The following is an 18,109-nucleotide window of genomic DNA, read 5'->3' as shown; positions in this document are numbered from 1 at the left end:
CTTTTGCTGTCGTGAACAAAACAGGAGGAATATACATGTCTAGTGAGAACACATTTTACATTACAACACCGATCTATTATCCCAGTGACAAGCTCCATATAGGACATGCCTACACGACGGTAGCGGGTGATGCGATGGCTCGCTACAAGAGGCTACGGGGCTATGAGGTTCGTTATTTAACCGGAACGGATGAGCATGGTCAGAAAATTGAGCAAAAGGCAAGTGCAGCTGGCAAAACACCGCAACGTTTCGTAGATGACATTGTGGCAGGTATCCAAGACCTGTGGCGGAAGCTCGACATTTCCAATGACGATTTTATTCGTACTACGGAGGAACGTCATAAGGCTGTCGTACAGGAAATCTTTGATCGCTTATTAAAACAAGGAGATATTTACAAGGGAGAATACGAGGGTTGGTACAGCATTCCTGACGAGACTTACTACACAGAAACTCAGCTCGTTGACGTCGTGAAGGACGCTGAAGGCAATGTGACTGGAGGTAAGAGCCCGGATAGTGGACACCCTGTAGAACTGGTCAAGGAAGAGAGCTACTTTTTCCGCATGAGCAAGTATGCTGATCGGTTGCTGCAATTTTATGAAGAGAACCCGCAGTTTATCCAACCGGAATCCCGAAAAAAAGAAATGATTAACAACTTCATCAAGCCGGGGTTAGAGGATCTGGCTGTTTCCCGTACAACTTTTGACTGGGGTGTTAAGGTCAAGGGGGACCCGAAGCATGTCGTATACGTGTGGATTGACGCACTTTCCAACTACATCACTGCCTTGGGGTATGGCTCTTCTAATACTGAGCTGTACGATAAATTTTGGCCAGCAAATGTGCATATCGTAGGTAAAGAGATTGTACGGTTCCACACGATATATTGGCCAATCATGCTGATGGCACTGGACCTTCCGTTGCCTAAAAAAGTATTTGCGCATGGTTGGTTACTCATGAAAGATGGCAAAATGTCGAAATCTAAAGGCAATGTGGTAGACCCGGTAACGTTGATTGACCGTTATGGTCTGGATCAACTTCGCTACTACTTGCTGCGCGAGGTGCCATTTGGAGCGGATGGAACATTCACACCTGAAAGTTTTGTAGATCGTGTAAATTCGGATTTAGCCAATGATCTGGGCAACTTGTTGAATCGTACGGTAGCGATGGTAGACAAATATTTTGACGGCAAAGTTCCCGCTTATGAAGCCAATGTAACCTCATTCGACGCAGCTTTGGTAGATATGGCAACATCGACTTATAGTAAAGTTGAAGAAGCCATGGAAAACATGGAATTTTCCGTTGCTTTAACGGCGATTAGCCAATTTATTAGCCGTAGCAACAAGTATATTGACGAGACGCAACCTTGGAATCTGGCTAAGGATGAGGCAAAACGTCGCGAATTGGCATCTGTAATGGTGCATTTGGTAGAAAGCTTACGTATTGCTTCCATTTTACTTCAGCCTTTCTTGACGCGTGCACCTCACCAAATTTGGGAACAACTCGGTATTCGTCAAGGGGAGCTGACTACATGGGATAGCGGCAAGCAATTCGGACGTATTCCAGAAGGAACGCAGTTGGTCAAAGGTAACCCGATCTTCCCTCGTTTGGACTCTGAGCAAGAGGTTGCTTTTATCGTAGAAGCAATGACTGGAGGTAAGAAACCGGAGGAAGCTGCCACACAAGCTCAAAAGCTGAATGCATCTGAGGAGAGCCAGGAAGCACCAGAGGCGAAAGAAGAGATTGGCATTGAGGATTTTGCCAAGGTAGAACTGCGCGTTGCTCAGGTTGTCGCCTGTGAGCCTGTGAAGAAGGCCGATAAACTATTGAAGCTTCAGCTCGATCTTGGTTATGAGCAGCGACAGGTGGTATCAGGAATTGCGAAGTTTTATACACCTGAGGATATCATTGGGCGTAAGGTAATCTGTGTGACCAATCTTAAGCCAGTAAAACTCCGGGGTGAGCTGTCGCAGGGTATGATTTTGGCAGCATCACATGGGGATCAGCTTACATTGGCCGCTGTACCGGAAGGTATGCCGAATGGTGCGATTGTAAAATAAGAGGCTATATAAAATAAAAGAACGTAAAAAGCGTATGCTTGAATATTATTCTCCCAGGCATACGCTTTTTGGCTTGCATCATATTTTCCTCTGTCTATACGTATGTTTTAGTAAGTAGGGCTTGTATTTGCTCTGCGTGTTCACTGAGACAGGTGGGAGGAAATGATGATGTCAGATGTCAACGCGGGGTTGGCCATCGTTGCCGGGTTAGTTTCTTTTTTTTCACCGTGCTGCTTGCCACTATATCCATCCTATTTATCGTATATAACAGGAATGTCGGCACGTGAACTGGCTGAAGGACGGCACAGGGCAGAGGTTCGCTATCGTACGATGGGACACACGCTTGCTTTTGTATTAGGCTTTTCGGTTGTTTTCTATTCACTGGGAGCAAGTGTCGGGTTGCTTGGAGAATGGTTTGCCAATTATGGGGATACGCTAAGAGTTGTAGCTGGACTGCTTGTTATACTCATGGGTCTGGTATCTCTTGGTTTCGTGCGTCCATTGTTTCTAATGAGAGAGCATAAGCTGCGATGGACATGGAAGCCTGCCGGATATGCCGGTTCCTTTGTAGTCGGAATTGGGTTTGCGGCAGGCTGGTCGCCCTGTATCGGTCCTATGCTAACAGCTATTATCGCTTTGGCGGCAATAGAGCATCACATTTGGTTCAAGCTAATTACTGGCTACGCGCTTGGTTTTGCGATTCCGTTTTTTGTATTGGCTTTGCTGGCAGGCTCTGTTAAGTTATCATCCCGCTATACTACCACTATTATCCAAATAGGTGGCGTGCTGCTTGTGATCACTGGCGGACTGCTGGTAACGGATCATATGACAGATGTAACGCTTTTTTTACAACGGATTACCCCGGATTGGATGCTAGTTATGTGAAATATTCGATACGACTTAAAGGAAAGTGTTCAAAGATGCGTTCTGTGATAAACTCTCGCAGTGCATTTTGTTGTTCATCGGGATAAACATATTTATTCTGGCCCCAGCGGCCCCATTTTTTCTTACGTTTCTCTATGTCCATTTCCAGTTTGGTTTTCGGGTAACGTTTCTCGATCACAGCTTTGGATGTTTTGGTAAAACGATGCTGAATTAATTCGAATGTCAGATCCTTCGTAGCATGCTGGGGTAAGGTTTCTCCCAATCTACGCAGCAGTTCTCCGTAACCTTCTTCCCAGCCGTCATACCAAATGATGGGAGCAATGATGAACCCAAGTGGATAACCAGCCCGTGCGATTTTGTCCGCTGCTTCAATACGTTCCTCAAAGCGCGAAGTTGCAGGTTCAAACTGTTTAATAACATAATCGGAATTAATGCTAAAGCGGATGCGAGTATGACCATTATGTTTAATATCCAGCAATGGATCAACATGATGATATTTTGTAACAAAACGAAGTCGGCCAAATTCCTCATCTGCCATGAAACGAATCAAGTCTCCAAGTGAGCCGGTGATATGCTCCAAACCAACCGGATCAGAGGTACAAGCTGCTTCAAAACGAGTAATTTCAGGCGCGCGTTCCTCAATATAAGCTTTAGCTGCTGATATGATATCGTCAGTGTTGACATAGATGCGAATATACGGCTTTGCTCCCAATGTTGTTTGTAAATAACAGTAGTGACAGTGCCCCATGCAGCCGGTTGAAATAGGGATCGCATATTCGGCAGAGGGCTTGGATTGGTCAAATGTCAATGTTTTACGGATACCGACAACCAGTGTCTTTTTTGCCATTCGGTACTTTTCAACTTCAGTTTCACCTGGTAAATTGGTAATTCGGTTGTGAGAGGTCGTCATACGATACGGAATATCCTTGGCTTTGACCCAATCCATAATGCGTTGCCCTTTGGGATAATTTAGGGCATCTGGCTCAAAAAACACTAGATCAGGCATGAATGGCTTGGTTCCTCTGGTTTGGACAGGAGTACGCTCAAGCGTAGACATGGCTAACGCTCCTTTCGAAATAAATCCTCTGTGCTCTGGTGTCCAACTCTAAAGTATGTCCGCAGAAAGCAACGATACAGGGGCGACAACATTAGTGTGCCCTGCTTAAATTGAACAAATCGTGGCAATAGATGTGAGTGGAGGGACGAGACTTGCCAATGAGCGATGATAACATGTATCATTACATAGTAGGTTTAACGCAGGAAATGAAGGCGGTAAGCGCCCGTTCAATAACAGAAAAGAGGGAAACAAGTGCCAACGCCAAGCATGGAAGATTATTTGGAGCGCATTTACCAACTGATCGATGAGAAGGGATATGCTCGTGTCTCGGATATCGCAGAGGGTTTGGAGGTGCATCCTTCGTCCGTCACCAAGATGATTCAGAAGTTGGATAAGGATGATTATCTTGTATATGAGAAGTATCGGGGACTGATTTTGACACCGAAAGGGAAAAAGGTCGGCAAACGGTTGGTTGATCGCCACCAGTTACTAGAACAATTTCTGGATATGATTGGGGTTGACAAGGACCTAATATATAAAGATGTGGAAGGTATCGAACACCATTTGAGCTGGGATTCCATCACCCGTATCGAGACATTGGTTGAATATTTCCGCCGAGATGAAGATCGCTTGCGCCAGCTTTATGACATACACAAGGAATTGAGTGGGGATTCCTAAAAGCATCTGTCCTTACGGACGATGCTTTTTTTATTTGTCCTGACCGCAACAAATATCCGGTTATTAGCGTCTATCCATTATATAGCAGGACAAGATAGGGGTTAAAATTAACAGGGGTAGCGGAGGATTATAAAGATATGAATCGGAAGAAAATAGGGCTCATGGCTGCGGGTCTACTCTTAGCAGTACAGACTGCCATCGTGCCTGGAGTTCAAGCGGCACCAACTGGTGAGATTGAGATTATATTGGACGGACAGTCCCTGCAAAGTGATGCGTCACCGTACATTGTACAGGGAGCGAATGTCACGATGGTTCCTTTGCGGGTGATTAGTGAGGGATTAGGCGCACAGGTCAACTGGTCGGCATCGTCTGGTACGGTAACGATTACAGCACAGAACAAAAATATATCTATGAATAATGGTGCACAAAGCGTTACTGTGAATGGCAAGTCGGTTCGATTGGACGCATCTGCCCGTATGTCAAGTGGGAGAGTCATGGTACCACTGCGCTTTGTTGGGGAAGAGTTGGGGTTAAAAGTAGACTGGCAAGCCTCAGAGCGGGTCATTACGTTAAGCAGTGGTAAAGAAGGTACCTCTACTGGTGAGAACACTTCTGCGGGAAACAGTAGCTCAACATCAAATAACTCAGCATCTGGCAATCAGGAGAGTGTTAGTACGGATCAGGGAGCCAAGGATGATGGACAGGACGCTGTTACCTCACCGTCTACCTCTACTAATGAGGAAGGTTCAGGTTCCTCACAGGGGGATGTGGCTCAGGTGAAGGCTACAAGCTCTATGCGTGGAGCATGGATTTCCACCATTAATGGAGATTGGCCTTCTTCATCTGCGCGAAGCAGTTCCGAAAAGCAGAAGCAGGAGTTTACAAAAATGCTCGATGATTTGCAGGGCATGGGCATTAATGCGGTATTCGTTCAGGTTCGTGCCAGCGGTGATGCGCTTTATCCATCTGATCTTGTGCCATGGAGCAAGTATTTAACGAATACCCAAGGTAAAAATCCAGGCTATGATCCCTTGAAATTTATGATTAGCGAATCACATAAGCGAGGGATGGAATTCCATGCCTGGTTTAATCCGTTCCGTGCTAATTCTACAGGAACAACTAGCGGTTTGGCAGCAAACCATGTCGCTAATCAACACCCAGATTGGATCGTTAAAAATGGTAGTCAGTTGTACATCAATCCAGGAATTCCTGCTGCACGTCAGCATGTCATTGCTGCGATTATGGAGGTCGTAAACGGATACGATATAGACGGTGTCCATTTGGATGATTATTTTTATCCTTACAGCGGGACTTTTGATGATGACGCGACTTTCAAAGAATATAACGCCAACAAAATCTCTAACAAAGGTGACTGGCGGAGAGATAATGTAAATAGTTTTGTTCGCGATTTGGGCAAAAGCATTCATGCCAGCAAGTCGAAAGTTCAATTCGGGATTAGTCCTTTTGGGGTGTGGCGCAACAAGTCTCAGGACTTAACGGGTTCAGAGACCAAGGCAGGCGTTACTGCTTATGACACGACATTTGCAGATGTAAGAACCTGGATTAACAAAGAATGGATTGATTATGTAGCTCCACAAATTTACTGGAGTATCGGTTTCCCAGCGGCTGGATATGACAAGCTTGTCGCATGGTGGTCTAATGAGGTCAAAAACTCAGATGTTAAGCTGTATATCGGTCATTCCCCTTATAAAATCGGCACCCCAGAAAAAGGGTGGCAATCAGCTCAAGAATTAATTAAACAGCTTGAACTGAATGAGAATTATAAGCAGGTTAAAGGGGATATTTATTTTAGTGCACAGCATTTGCGCAAAAATCCATACGGACTCATTCAACTTCTTCAAAATTATTATCAATTATGATATAAATTGGATCATTTAGGTTCTATATGGACCTCCGTTCTCATACATAAGCAGTAGAACTGCTACTCCCAAGAGAACGGAGGTTTTTTGATCTATGCTGATCAATGCTGTGTTCCAGGGTGGAGGGGTTAAGGGAATATCGCTGGCGGGTGCAGTTAAGGCTGCCGAGGAGCATGATATTGTATTCAATCGTTTGGCAGGTACATCATCAGGTGCTATTGTAGCTGCTTTATTGGCTGCGGGATATACGGCGGATGAAATGAAAGCCGTAATTGAGAAAACTCCCTTGGTCAAGTTATTACGACGTTCTCCAGTGTTCAATATTAAGTGGGTTGGGCCAGCAGCACGTATCTTTCTTAAAAAAGGGCTCTACTCAGGGGAGGCACTGGAGCATTGGGTACGCGAGCTGTTACGAGCTAAAGGAGTGCGTACGTTCGCGGATCTACCTCCTGGCAAGCTGCGCATTATTGCATCAGACATTACGAATGGACGCATTCTGGTGCTTCCTGAGGATATCAAACGTTTTGGTATAAACCCTTCTTCACTAGAGGTAGCCAAGGCCATTCGGATGAGCACGAGTATCCCTTATTTTTTTGATCCTGTTATGTTAAGACTTGATTCTGCACTTGCCAAGGGAAAAACCTTTTCCCAGCAATTTGTATTTGTTGTTGATGGGGCATTACTCAGCAATTTGCCTCTATGGCTTTTCGACGAGCCTGTAAATGAACGTGAGGCCAAAACGATTCCAACGGTAGGATTTCAAATGGTGGGCAAAACAGGGACGGAGACCAAGGTTTCTTATATACGAGGTCCATTGACCATGCTGCAGGCTATTTTTGATACCATGCTATCGGCACATGATGAACGGTATATTGAGCAGGAGAATCGGTATCGGACCATTAAAATTCCAACTTTGGGTATCCGCACTGCACAATTCAGCATTTCACCAGAGCAAAGTGATTTGTTGTATGCTTCCGGTGTGCAGGCAGGAGAAGCTTTTTTCCACAAATGGAGCATCACTTCTTACCAGCAGCAGTATAGTAAGTATCAATTGATGAAAGATACCATGTACGCCATGAAATAAACACCACTTACTGGCAGTTCAAGTATTTCAAAGGAAGTAAAAAAGGAGCCTTTTCCCGGTCATATTGCAAAACACGGGTGATGGCTCCTTTGTGCTACATTTTAAAGGTTGATAATTATTAATGATATTTGGGTTGTTCCTCTTCATTTTTACCCTTAGAACCCTCAATAACATGAAAAGGATAAGTTTTGCGTTTGCTTGTAGTTTGCTGCTTACGTGTGCTGGCTGTTTTGGCCATGGTGCGCACAGAGGGCTTAATTTTGGGAGTTCGCTTGCGTTGTCCAGGCTGGTATTTGTACAGCAGAAATATAACTGCAAAAATAAAAACAGGGATTAGTAAACTAATGAGAAAGCCCCAGCTACCTTTCCATAGCATATCTATAATTCCATATGCGCCCAAAGCAAGGGTAAGCCAGAAAATAACGGCATGTCTGTACATCATTCACTCATCCTTTCACAGGATCAAGGACCGGACTGTTGAGGGTCTCCTTTACAGGTACATTTTCCAACTCAGCATCCAATTCAAGCATACGCTTAAATGAGGCAATCGATACCTCCACTTGATCATCGGTCGGTTCTTTGGTGGTAAGCAACTGCAGCCATAGGCCGGGGTAACCTAGATAACGAAGCACTGGAATTTCCCGAAGTGCATTGGTCAGCTTGAGGAATTCAAAAGAAAGACCCAATACGATCGGAAGCAGTAAAAGACGTTGCCCCATGCGCTCCCACAGATTATCGTAGGTAAACAGGGAATAGACAAGTACCCCGATAATCACGGTGAGCATAATAAAGCTGCTGCCGCAGCGGTAATGCAGTCGACTATATTTTTGTACGTTGGCTGGAGTTAGTTCTTCCCCTGCTTCAAATGCAGTAATCACTTTATGCTCCGCGCCGTGATATTGAAACAGTCGCTTGATTAACGGAGTCTGGGAAATACCCCATAAATAAGCCAGCAGCAAAATCAGCTTAATAGCTCCTTCAGCGAGATTATGCAAAATCTGGTTGTGAAACAAACCGTCAAACAGGAAACTCTCCACAACAACTGGAACGAGGGTTAATACAATTTTGCCAAAGAGGAAGGACAATATACCGACCGCAGCCACGCCGATCATCATGCTCAGGCTCCAACGGGATTCCTCTTTTTTCTTTTGTTCAGCGCGTTCTTCTGGATCTACTTCATCATCAGCATACGCATCGGCTGAATAGTTCAAATGCTTGGTACCCTTGGCACTGGAGTCGATGATGCTGACAATCCCCCGCAATAACGGAATTCTGCGGAATTTGGACACCCAGGATTGCTCCTTGCGTGGTACTTCCAAATATGTGATTTCGCCAGATTTGCGGCGAACTGCCGTGACATTGACACGCTTGCCGCCGAACATGACACCTTCAATGACTGCCTGACCGCCGTAGCTCACAGGCTTGGATGCTTGTGACAACCGTCTCACCTCTCTTAATACATGCTTTTTTGTATATTGTATCGAATTTGGAAGGGAATATCTAGTTAGACGAAAATGGGATGTAGTGACCAGCTAATTTTATCCTTCGAAAAGGATATTTAATCATAACGGAGAAGATGGAAATCCTTGTAGTATGGGGGAATTATCATGCCGCAGGTTTAAAAAAGCATTTATGAGAGCGATCAGACTGCCCCCATAAATGCTTATTATCGCCAGTTATAAAACCAGACGGAATCGCCGGATCAAATTTATTGCGTAATTGCCCCGACAACCTCATCAACCAGTCCCTTTGACGAGAGCGGGCCGCCAAACGTCCATGTTGTACTGGCCAACGGATAGGTGCGTTTTTCTTTGACAAATTTCAAACCGTTCCAAACAGAATTATTTTTCATAGATGAGCCGAAAACATTATCGTCTGGCTGCACAATATAGATAAAGTTACTGTCCTGAACGGCTGACAGAGCTTCAATGCCCACAGTTGAAAAGCCATACGATTCAACCTTGCTTGGCTTCCAATCGTTAACCAAACCGATTTTCGCCAGTGTTCCTATGACGACTGAATTATCTGAAAACATACGCAAACTGGCTGCATTTTGCGAGGTGAAAGCCTGTGTCAGTATAAAATGAAAATCCGACTTGTCTGCAGCGGCGAGCTTTTGTTTGGCTTCGGCATAATGCTGATCCAGATCGGCAAGCACTTGCTTAGCTTTATCCTCTTTTCCAAGAGCGACTGCGATACTATTAAAAATCTCTACCATCTTATCATAGTCGTAGCCGTTACGATCGTTCAGATTATATTCAATCGTCGGTGCGATGGCCTTGAGCTGCTCATAGATTGCTTCATTCCCATCAAAGTTGGATATGATGAGATCCGGCTTTAATGCAGCAATCGCCTCCAAATTCGGTTCGTTGCGTGTACCGACATCGACCACGTTACTGTCCAGAGCTGCCTCTGGAGTCACATACACCTTATAGTTGGCATTGTCCGCATTACCAACCGGCTGCACGCCCAATGCAATCAAATCCTCCGTAAATGTCCATTCCAGCACTACGACACGCTGCGCGGGCTTGTCAAGCGTGAGCTCACCACGATTATGCTTTACTGTCACAGGACCGGTCGCTGCTTCAGTGGGTTTGCTGCCCGACTTAGCCGTCTGACCTTTATCCGCTGCATGGTCAGTTGCTCCACAACCTGCCAGTGTGAGCATAAAAGTCAGTAACAATAAGAATCCGATAAATCCCTTTTTCATAGATTGCGTTCTCCTGTATAAACGTATTATAAAATGATAATGATTATCATTTTCATCATTATATTATGAAACAGGACTGAAATTTTGTCAATGCAAAGATTATTAATTCCACTCTTCAACTTCATTGTTAAACTACCCCTCATTGGAGCATACTACCTCTCAAAATGGATAGGCATGAATCTGGTGGAAGTACATGCTTTCCTTATAACATGAGTCCTTACCATGAGAAAATTTATGCATATTTGAAAGGAGATCCAACCACATGAGTGAAACTTACTCTATACCGAAAATAGGTCATGATCAGGAACAGTCCCGTGAATCTCAAGATCAACGTAATCATCATGACAACAGTAATAGAGGCAGACAACAGTCAGGCAAGGTACATACACCGCTCATTCCCTTTGCACTTGAGCTGGGTTTTTTTGCGGGTTTGCTCTGGGGATTGCTTCGCTGGCTATTTTATACGCTGCACTTTACAGTAGTGGCGCCCGGCTTTCTGGCAGAGCCGTTTTTCAAGCATTCGTTCATGAACACCATGGCAGGGCATTTGGTAGGGCTGCTGTTTTTTATTGCATTGTCCGTGGTAGCGTCATTGGTGTACACTCTGATTTTGCGCAGGTTTAATGGTCCTATACCCGGCATTATATACGGGCTGATTTGGTGGGTTGTTTTATTTGTGTTAACAGGTCCTAAGTTAGGGATGATGAACCCTCCTTATCGGTTAACATGGAATTCCATATATACAGAAGTTTGCGTATTTATACTGTGGGGACTATTTATCGGATATACCGTTGCTGTCGAGTATACGGATGAAAGAATGCGCGAGCCTGAGAAGGCTGGGGACAGAACGTAACAAAAACTTCTCAAGCGCCTATCCCCTGTGTTAAAATAGCATTTGGTTATTTGACAGAGGGGAGCGGAATGAAGATGAAGAATGACCGGGTGCTAAAGTTGCGGCAGGCGCTGGGCGAGCATAATCTGCGGGCTATGCTGATTACTAGCCCTGTCAATCGTCGATATTTGACAGGCTTCACAGGTTCAGCTGGCTATGTGCTGATTACAGAATCCCATAGCTACTTGCTGACTGACTTTCGTTATATGACACAAGCGACCGAACAAGCCCAAGGCTTTACGGTAGTGCAGCACGCTGCGCAGGTCATGGAAACAGTAAAAGAATTGCTGTCTTCCCATCAGATTAGCGAAACAGGCTTTGAGCAGGATGATGTAACTGTCGCGACACATAAAGCTTATAGTGAAGATTTGTCACCTATTAAGCTGGTTCCGGTATCGGGCATTGTGGAAAAGCTGCGGGTGTACAAGGATGCGGAAGAGCTGGAAGTGATGCAACGGGCAGCGGATTTGGCAGATGCTACATTTGCACACATTTTACCTTACATCAAACCAGGAGTCAGCGAGCGTGAGCTGGATCTGGAAATGGAATTCTTCATGCGCAAGCAGGGAGCTACTTCTTCTTCATTTGACACGATTGTGGCATCCGGAGTTCGTTCGGCATTGCCTCATGGGGTAGCCAGTGCAAAGTTAGTACAAGCAGGTGAGCTGATTACGTTTGATTTTGGTGCGTTGCTGGATGGTTACTGCTCCGATTTGACTCGTACGGTGGCTACACAAGGAGATTTGGCGCCTCAGCTGCGTGAGATCTACGATATTGTACTTAAGGCACAGCTTCACGCACTCGAACATATTAAGCCGGGCATGACAGGCCGTGAAGCGGATGCGCTGACCCGGGATATTATTGCGAGCCATGGCTATGGAGACAATTTCGGACACAGTACAGGTCATGGTCTGGGTCTTGAAGTGCATGAATCTACACGTCTGTCGAAGGCAAGTGATGATATTCTGGAGCCGGGCATGGTTGTAACGGTCGAACCAGGTATCTATGTGCCTGGATTGGGCGGTGTACGGATCGAGGATGATATCGTTATTACAGATAGCGGCATCAAAGTATTAACGCATTCGAGCAAAGAATTTACAGTCGTTTAATAACGATAACAGTCCTGTAGGAGGGGTATTTTAGTGATTAACGTTAATGATTTTAAAACAGGTTTGACCGTCGAGGTAGACGGAGATATTTTTACAGTTCTGGATTTTCAACACGTAAAACCGGGTAAAGGCGCAGCATTCGTACGCTCCAAGTTGAAAAACCTGCGTAACGGTAATACGGTTGAACGTACGTTCCGTGCGGGTGAAACAATCGGCCGGGCGCAAATCGAAAATCGTGGTGTATCTTATCTGTATGCTAGTGCAGATGATCATACATTCATGGACAACGAAACATATGATCAATTTACATTGTCCAGCGATCAGCTGAAATGGGAGCTTAACTTCCTGAAAGAAAACATGAATGTAAATATCATAAGCTACAACGGAGAAATCCTGGGTATCAACCTGCCTACCAGCGTGGAACTCAAAGTTATTGAAACAGAACCAGGCATTAAAGGGAATACAGCTACAGGTGCAACCAAAAATGCCAAACTGGAAACAGGCTTGAATGTTCAAGTTCCTCTGTTTATTAACCAAGACGACGTATTGTTAATTGATACTCGTGATGGCAAATACATGTCTCGCGCATAGAATTTACATTTTCCGGTATCCTCTGTCCTTATTAAGGGCAGGGGATATTTTTATATGTACGAATATTAAAAAACATTGGCTCCACACAGCACTTTCGTATTATACTGTACTAAAGTTATGCCGCAGGATGTCACGTTCCAATCGTTTGGTGCCATCTCAAGGTTACATACTGTTGAGTCTGAGGGAGTGAATATCGTTGTCTTTGTATGTCATGAAATTCGGAGGCAGTTCCGTCGGTGACACGGAGCGCATGAAACGCGTGGCAAAACGCGTTGTTGAGAAGCAGAGTGAAGGGCATCAATGTGTAGTGGTCGTTTCCGCAATGGGAGACACGACAGACGAATTGATTGACCAGGCCAAATTATTAAATGAGCAGTTGCCTGCACGTGAGCTGGATATGTTGATGACGACAGGCGAGCAAATTTCAATCGCATTGTTGTCGATGGCTATTCAGCAGCTGGGTCATGAAGCGGTATCGTTTACGGGATGGCAGGCAGGCTTCCGTACTGAATCTGACTTTGGTCGGGCTCGGATTACGGATATTCAACCTCAGCGTGTGCTGGATGCACTGAGTAGCAACAAGATTGTTGTTGTAGCAGGTTTCCAGGGGATGTCTGCAGATGGAGATATTACGACGCTGGGACGTGGTGGTTCTGATACGACGGCCGTTGCGCTGGCGGCGGCAATTCAAGCGGATGCCTGTGAAATTTACACGGATGTGGACGGCATATATTCAACAGATCCACGGATCGTGAAGGTGGCACGTAAGCTAAAAGAAATTTCTTATGATGAAATGTTGGAATTAGCCAATTTAGGTGCGGCTGTTTTACATCCCCGTGCGGTAGAGTATGCCAAACATAACCGGGTACCGTTGATTGTACGGTCTAGTTTTAACCATAATGAAGGAACAGTCGTAAAGGAGGATGCAGTAATGGAGCAAGGCGTTGTAGTCAGTGGAATTGCATATGATAAAAATGTAGCAAGAATTAGTATTTTGGGCGTTGCAGATATCCCTGGTGTACTGGCGAAAGTTTTCGGAACACTGGCAGCAGCCAAAATTGATGTAGACATTATTGTACAGAGCGGGGTTGAAGCTGGAAAAGCAGATTTCTCCTTTACGGTAGCTCTAACGGATCGTGAAGCCGCACTTAAGACGCTGGAAGGTATTCGCGGGGAGCTTCCATACCGTGAAGTAACGTCTGAGGAAAACCTGGTAAAGGTATCCATTGTAGGTGCGGGAATGGTTAGCCACCCGGGTGTTGCAGCGCAAATGTTTGCTGTGCTGGCCGAGCAAGGCGTTAGCATTAAAATGGTAAGCACATCCGAAATCAAGGTATCGTGTGTAATTGAAGCTGGAAAGCTTCATGAGGTTATTCAAGCGTTGCATACAGCTTATAATCTGGATACCGAGGAGCAAGCGTTTGTGGGCGGACCTAAAGACCGTCGTTAATAACATCAAATGATTTAGAGAAATGCTATGACGGGGAGAGGTCGATATATTATTCGCTCCCTATTTATAGATGGTTAAATCATAGAATACAGCAGTAGGTTAAGAGGTTGTTCCATCAGTGAGAGTCAGACTATGGAGCAGCCTCTTTTTGCTCTAAAACTAGCATTTTTATTCAAGGGTATCCCTTAGCCGCCAAGGCTTTAAGGGAGCCTTTTTTTATTATACAAAGCAGGGAAAGATGCTTGAATGAGTGGGCGAAAGGTCTACTGGACGCGGATAGAAGTGAGCAAATGTTCGACTGAATTTTCAATATATTTTCGGCATAAAAAGCGAGAGTCAGCCATAGACTTGTCTTAAAGAAAAAGGACAACTGTGAGGGGGCGGCACTGGTATGGAATGGCTGGAGTTATTTCCGGAACCGTTGCACGGTATACTCGGAAAGCTTCCAGAAACGGTATTTAAGCAACTGGAAGAAATCCGGGTCCGGGAAGGAAGGCCGCTGGAAGTTAATGCGAATGGTGATCATCATTTTGTAACGACTGCTGGCCAATTGACTTTGAATCCTGTTGAAGCCTATAAGCCTAACCGCGAGGATGCCCACCGATTGCTGGATTTTATCAGTAATCATTCCCTGTACACCATGGAGGAGGAGCTTCGCAAAGGGTTTATTACGATCCCTGGCGGTCATCGTATTGGCTTGGCAGGGAGAACCGTGCTCAACCGAGGGCGAGTAGAGCATTTGCGAGATATAAGCAGCTTTAATGTACGCATCGCTCGGGCCATTCCTGGCATAGCTGATCGGATATTGCCTTATGTAGCGGATCGAAAATCCGGGATGATACGGCATACGCTCATCTTGTCACCACCTCAGCATGGCAAGACAACGTTGCTCAGGGACTTAGCTCGGCAACTGAGTTACGGAGGGATGCAAAGCAACGGAGGGCGACGAAATGGACTTAAGGTGGGCATTATAGATGAACGCTCTGAGATTGCTGGCAGTCACAAGGGCATCCCCGGTTTTGATGTCGGACCTCGCACCGATGTATTGGACGGATGTCCGAAAGCAGAGGGCATGATGATGATGATTCGCTCGATGTCACCTGATGTCCTGATTGTGGATGAAATCGGGCGACCAGAAGATGCAGAGGCGGTACGTGAAGCACTTCATGCAGGCATCGCAGTCATTGCTTCCGCACATGGCCGCGATTTGGCTGATATGGCAAGCCGCTCTGCCTTTACCGGATTAGCTACAGGACAGGAGCTGTTCCAGCTCTACGTCATGCTGGAGCGGACGAGCCGGGGCGTCTCTTTTCGCCTGGCAGATGCCAAGCAGCGCAGGCTGACGCTGCCGGGGGAAGGGCAGAATGGGGGCATCTCCTATGCTTAAGCTGCTGGGAGCTGTCTTGGTTATACTAGCCACCACACTGGCAGGTTGGCAGCGGGCAAGGCAATTTGCCATGAGGCCGCGGCAAATCAGAGAGTTAATTCTCGCGCTGCAAAGACTGACCACCGAGGTTACTTACGGGGTGTCTCCGTTACCAGATGCTTTCGCCAAAACAGGAGAGCCCTTGCGAGAGCCGCTGCGTACTCTGTTTCAGCAAGCCTCACGCTGGATGCACCCCTCTTTTGGCCTGACCGCCAGAGAAAGCTTGCACAAAGCGATTGAAGTCTCGTGGAGCCGTTCCTCTATGAAGCAGGCCGAAAAGGAAGCAATGCGGCAGCTTGCTTACAGCCTTGGAACCAGCGACCGTGAAGACCAGATCAAGCACATTGCGCTGACCATCCAGCAGTTATCCCATGAAGAAGCGCAGGCGCAGGCAGATCAGGTGAGATACGAGCGTATGAGCAGAAGCCTGGGACTGCTGATCGGAGCATTGATCGTCATTTTGATCTATTAGCGGGGTGCTCGAATGAATTTAGAAGTGAACGCAATTTTTCAGATTGCCGGAATTGGCATTATTATCGCTATGATTCATACCGTACTAAAGCAAATGGGCAAGGAAGACATGGCTCATTGGGTGACGGTCATTGGTTTTGTTGTCGTGCTGTTCATGGTGGTGCGAATGCTGGATAACCTTCTGCAAGAGATCAAATCTATTTTTCTTTTTCAGTAGGTGAACACATGGAAATCATACAAGTGGTGGGCTTCGCCCTCGTTGCCACAGTTCTCATCTTAGTAATCAAGGAACAGAAGCCGATGTTTGCCTTTTTGATTGCAACAGCTGCGGGAATCGTCATTTTTTTACTGCTGATTGGCAAGATCGGATCTGTGGTTGCTGTACTGGAGCGATTGGCCAGGTCTTCAGGGATGGACATGATTTATTTTAAAACCGTATTAAAAATAATCGGTATCGCTTATATTGCTGAATTTGGAGCACAGATCGTACGGGATGCGGGGCAAGACGGTATAGCTTCCAAAATAGAGCTTACTGGAAAGGTACTTATCATGGTACTCGCAATCCCGATTATCAGCATTATTATTGATACCATTCTGAAGCTGATGCCCGCCTGAGGGGGTGATGCCATGAAAAGGCTGGGGGGCATGCCGAATCTCAAAGTCATTGTGATTTTGCTGCTATGTCTCTGGTGCGCCTCGGCGGCGGTCCTCTTCGCAGATACACCTACAAACGAATGGATCAGACAACAGGCGGAGCAAATGCCCAAAGATGATGTTGAACATTATTGGGACGGACTTATGAAGCAATACGGCGGATTTTTCCCTGACCAGAAAACGCCTTCTTTCATGGACATGCTGCTTCCGGGTGGTGAAGGATTCAGCATAAAAGGTGTGTTGATGGCCATAGCTGATTTTTTCATCCATGAAATCCGGGTGAATGCCAAGCTGCTCGTCACCATCGTCATGCTCAGCATTATGAGTATGGTGCTGGAAACGCTGCAAAGCGCTTTTGAAAGCAAGCAGGTCAGCAAAGTTGCTTACGCTATCGTGTACATGGTCATTATCATTCTGGCGATTAATAGCTTTAGTGTAGCGATTGGTTATGCCAAAGAAGCAATTGACAGTATGATTCACTTCATGATGGCGATGTTGCCCTTGCTGTTTACCATGTTGGCCTCGATGGGTAACGTTGTCACGGTTTCGGTGACCCACCCGCTGATTGTATTTATGATCAACACGGTCGGAACAGTCATTCATACGCTTGTATTCCCGCTGCTGTTCTTCTCGGCTGTGCTGTACTTGGTTAACTCGCTTACGGGCAAATATAAGCTGACCCAGTTAGCTGATCTACTGCGGAACGCTGGTGTTGCCGTGCTGGGAGTGCTTCTGACTATTTTTCTAGGAGTTATTTCGGTGCAGGGGTTAACCTCTTCGGTTACTGACGGATTAACGATCCGCACAGCTAAATATATTACAGGTAGCTTTGTTCCGGTGGTAGGCAAGGCGCTGGCAGATGCGACGGATACGGTCATTTCGGCATCACTGCTCGTTAAAAACGCCATCGGCCTTGTGGGAGTCATCATTATTTTGTTCCTGTGCGCTTTTCCTGCTCTCAAGATTCTGACACTAGCTCTCATTTATAAAGTGACCGCAGCAATCATGCAGCCTTTGGGAGATACGCCTATTGTGGAATGTCTGGATGCCATCGGCAAGAGTATGATTTATGTTTTCGCGGCACTGGCGGCCGTGGGATTAATGTCCTTTCTTGCGATTACCGTCATGCTCGCAGCAGGCAACATGACGGTCATGATGAGGTGAATAC

Annotated in this window: 18 protein-coding genes; 14 read left to right on the top strand and 4 right to left on the bottom strand. The window is 45.9% G+C overall.

Going from position 1 to position 18,109, the window contains the following annotated elements; all coding sequences use genetic code 11:
- Positions 1-35 precede the first annotated feature (35 nt).
- Together metG and ACN6NF_RS14885 are read left to right on the top strand one after the other, a co-directional pair.
- Positions 36-2,054 carry a methionine--tRNA ligase gene (gene metG / locus ACN6NF_RS14890; protein WP_474318346.1) on the top strand — a complete coding sequence of 673 codons (2,019 nt, stop codon included), beginning with the start codon at positions 36-38 and terminating at the stop codon, positions 2,052-2,054.
- Between the two features lie 168 nt (positions 2,055-2,222).
- Positions 2,223-2,939: a cytochrome c biogenesis CcdA family protein gene (locus ACN6NF_RS14885; RefSeq protein ID WP_474318344.1), complete on the top strand. Its 717-nt coding sequence runs from the start codon at positions 2,223-2,225 to the stop codon at positions 2,937-2,939.
- Here ACN6NF_RS14885 and splB read toward each other — a convergent pair.
- Positions 2,932-3,996 carry a spore photoproduct lyase gene (gene splB, locus ACN6NF_RS14880; RefSeq protein ID WP_474318343.1) on the bottom strand — a complete coding sequence of 355 codons (1,065 nt, stop codon included), beginning with the start codon at positions 3,994-3,996 and terminating at the stop codon, positions 2,932-2,934. The two genes, ACN6NF_RS14885 and splB, sit on opposite strands and share 8 nt — an antisense overlap.
- Positions 3,997-4,248: 252 nt before the next feature.
- Here splB and mntR point away from each other — a divergent pair, with 252 nt between their 5' ends.
- From mntR to ACN6NF_RS14865, 3 genes are all read left to right on the top strand, one after another.
- Complete coding sequence (mntR, locus tag ACN6NF_RS14875) at positions 4,249-4,674, top strand: transcriptional regulator MntR (protein WP_044647270.1); 426 nt, start codon at positions 4,249-4,251, stop codon at positions 4,672-4,674.
- A 137-nt stretch (positions 4,675-4,811) separates the two neighbouring features.
- Positions 4,812-6,554 (top strand): family 10 glycosylhydrolase, encoded by a 1,743-nt coding sequence (locus ACN6NF_RS14870; protein WP_474318342.1) that lies wholly within the window; start codon positions 4,812-4,814, stop codon positions 6,552-6,554.
- Positions 6,555-6,648: 94 nt separating this feature from the next.
- A complete protein-coding gene (locus tag ACN6NF_RS14865; RefSeq protein ID WP_090890111.1) occupies positions 6,649-7,638 on the top strand; it encodes a patatin-like phospholipase family protein in 990 nt (329 codons plus the stop codon).
- Between the two features lie 118 nt (positions 7,639-7,756).
- Here ACN6NF_RS14865 and ACN6NF_RS14860 read toward each other — a convergent pair whose 3' ends face one another.
- The 3 genes from ACN6NF_RS14860 to ACN6NF_RS14850 form a co-directional block, all read right to left on the bottom strand.
- A complete protein-coding gene (locus ACN6NF_RS14860; RefSeq protein ID WP_170973184.1) occupies positions 7,757-8,077 on the bottom strand; it encodes a hypothetical protein in 321 nt (106 codons plus the stop codon).
- 7 nt (positions 8,078-8,084) lie between these two features.
- Positions 8,085-9,077: a DUF1385 domain-containing protein gene (locus ACN6NF_RS14855; RefSeq protein ID WP_013371793.1), complete on the bottom strand. Its 993-nt coding sequence runs from the start codon at positions 9,075-9,077 to the stop codon at positions 8,085-8,087.
- Positions 9,078-9,346: 269 nt separating this feature from the next.
- Positions 9,347-10,348 (bottom strand): ABC transporter substrate-binding protein, encoded by a 1,002-nt coding sequence (locus tag ACN6NF_RS14850; protein ID WP_474318341.1) that lies wholly within the window; start codon positions 10,346-10,348, stop codon positions 9,347-9,349.
- 262 nt (positions 10,349-10,610) lie between these two features.
- Between ACN6NF_RS14850 and ACN6NF_RS14845 the strand changes: the two genes are divergently transcribed.
- From ACN6NF_RS14845 to spoIIIAE, 9 genes are all read left to right on the top strand, one after another.
- On the top strand, positions 10,611-11,201 hold the full coding sequence (locus tag ACN6NF_RS14845) for a YqhR family membrane protein (RefSeq protein ID WP_474318340.1): 591 nt from the start codon (positions 10,611-10,613) through the stop codon (positions 11,199-11,201).
- 74 nt (positions 11,202-11,275) lie between these two features.
- The gene (locus ACN6NF_RS14840) at positions 11,276-12,349 is read left to right on the top strand and encodes a M24 family metallopeptidase (protein ID WP_040103444.1); all 1,074 of its coding nucleotides are present in this window, start codon (positions 11,276-11,278) and stop codon (positions 12,347-12,349) included.
- Positions 12,350-12,382: 33 nt separating this feature from the next.
- A complete protein-coding gene (gene efp, locus ACN6NF_RS14835; protein ID WP_013371789.1) occupies positions 12,383-12,940 on the top strand; it encodes an elongation factor P in 558 nt (185 codons plus the stop codon).
- Positions 12,941-13,136: 196 nt separating this feature from the next.
- The gene (locus ACN6NF_RS14830; RefSeq protein ID WP_013371788.1) at positions 13,137-14,390 is read left to right on the top strand and encodes an aspartate kinase; all 1,254 of its coding nucleotides are present in this window, start codon (positions 13,137-13,139) and stop codon (positions 14,388-14,390) included.
- Positions 14,391-14,781: 391 nt separating this feature from the next.
- Entirely contained in the window at positions 14,782-15,777 is a 996-nt protein-coding gene (gene spoIIIAA, locus ACN6NF_RS14825) for a stage III sporulation protein AA (RefSeq protein WP_474318339.1), read from the top strand.
- Positions 15,770-16,288, top strand: a complete 519-nt coding sequence (gene spoIIIAB, locus ACN6NF_RS14820; RefSeq protein ID WP_474318338.1) for a stage III sporulation protein SpoIIIAB — start codon at positions 15,770-15,772, stop codon at positions 16,286-16,288. The genes spoIIIAA and spoIIIAB overlap by 8 nt, the downstream gene beginning before the upstream one ends.
- A gap of 12 nt (positions 16,289-16,300) precedes the next feature.
- Positions 16,301-16,504 (top strand): stage III sporulation protein AC, encoded by a 204-nt coding sequence (gene spoIIIAC / locus ACN6NF_RS14815; RefSeq protein WP_010345636.1) that lies wholly within the window; start codon positions 16,301-16,303, stop codon positions 16,502-16,504.
- Between the two features lie 8 nt (positions 16,505-16,512).
- Entirely contained in the window at positions 16,513-16,902 is a 390-nt protein-coding gene (spoIIIAD, locus tag ACN6NF_RS14810; protein ID WP_013371785.1) for a stage III sporulation protein AD, read from the top strand.
- Between the two features lie 12 nt (positions 16,903-16,914).
- The gene (gene spoIIIAE, locus ACN6NF_RS14805) at positions 16,915-18,105 is read left to right on the top strand and encodes a stage III sporulation protein AE (protein WP_017427498.1); all 1,191 of its coding nucleotides are present in this window, start codon (positions 16,915-16,917) and stop codon (positions 18,103-18,105) included.
- Positions 18,106-18,109: the final 4 nt, after the last annotated feature.

The sequence above is a fragment of the Paenibacillus sp. TSM33 genome, assembly GCF_056099025.1.
The sequence above is the reverse complement of the archived record's forward strand: the minus strand, read 5'-3'. Positions and strand labels throughout refer to the sequence as shown.

Bases quoted from the DNA above. Each gene is read 5' to 3' on its own strand.
- ACN6NF_RS14865 (WP_090890111.1), top strand. From the start codon at position 6,649: ATGCTGATCAATGCTGTGTTCCAGGGTGGAGGGGTTAAGGGAATATCG.
- metG (WP_474318346.1), top strand. From the start codon at position 36: ATGTCTAGTGAGAACACATTTTACATTACAACACCGATCTATTATCCC.
- spoIIIAA (WP_474318339.1), top strand. From the start codon at position 14,782: ATGGAATGGCTGGAGTTATTTCCGGAACCGTTGCACGGTATACTCGGA.
- splB (WP_474318343.1), bottom strand. From the start codon at position 3,996: ATGTCTACGCTTGAGCGTACTCCTGTCCAAACCAGAGGAACCAAGCCA.
- ACN6NF_RS14845 (WP_474318340.1), top strand. From the start codon at position 10,611: ATGAGTGAAACTTACTCTATACCGAAAATAGGTCATGATCAGGAACAG.
- ACN6NF_RS14840 (WP_040103444.1), top strand. From the start codon at position 11,276: ATGAAGAATGACCGGGTGCTAAAGTTGCGGCAGGCGCTGGGCGAGCAT.
- spoIIIAD (WP_013371785.1), top strand. From the start codon at position 16,513: ATGGAAATCATACAAGTGGTGGGCTTCGCCCTCGTTGCCACAGTTCTC.
- ACN6NF_RS14885 (WP_474318344.1), top strand. From the start codon at position 2,223: ATGTCAGATGTCAACGCGGGGTTGGCCATCGTTGCCGGGTTAGTTTCT.
- ACN6NF_RS14850 (WP_474318341.1), bottom strand. From the start codon at position 10,348: ATGAAAAAGGGATTTATCGGATTCTTATTGTTACTGACTTTTATGCTC.
- spoIIIAB (WP_474318338.1), top strand. From the start codon at position 15,770: ATGCTTAAGCTGCTGGGAGCTGTCTTGGTTATACTAGCCACCACACTG.
- ACN6NF_RS14870 (WP_474318342.1), top strand. From the start codon at position 4,812: ATGAATCGGAAGAAAATAGGGCTCATGGCTGCGGGTCTACTCTTAGCA.
- spoIIIAC (WP_010345636.1), top strand. From the start codon at position 16,301: ATGAATTTAGAAGTGAACGCAATTTTTCAGATTGCCGGAATTGGCATT.
- spoIIIAE (WP_017427498.1), top strand. From the start codon at position 16,915: ATGAAAAGGCTGGGGGGCATGCCGAATCTCAAAGTCATTGTGATTTTG.
- ACN6NF_RS14860 (WP_170973184.1), bottom strand. From the start codon at position 8,077: ATGTACAGACATGCCGTTATTTTCTGGCTTACCCTTGCTTTGGGCGCA.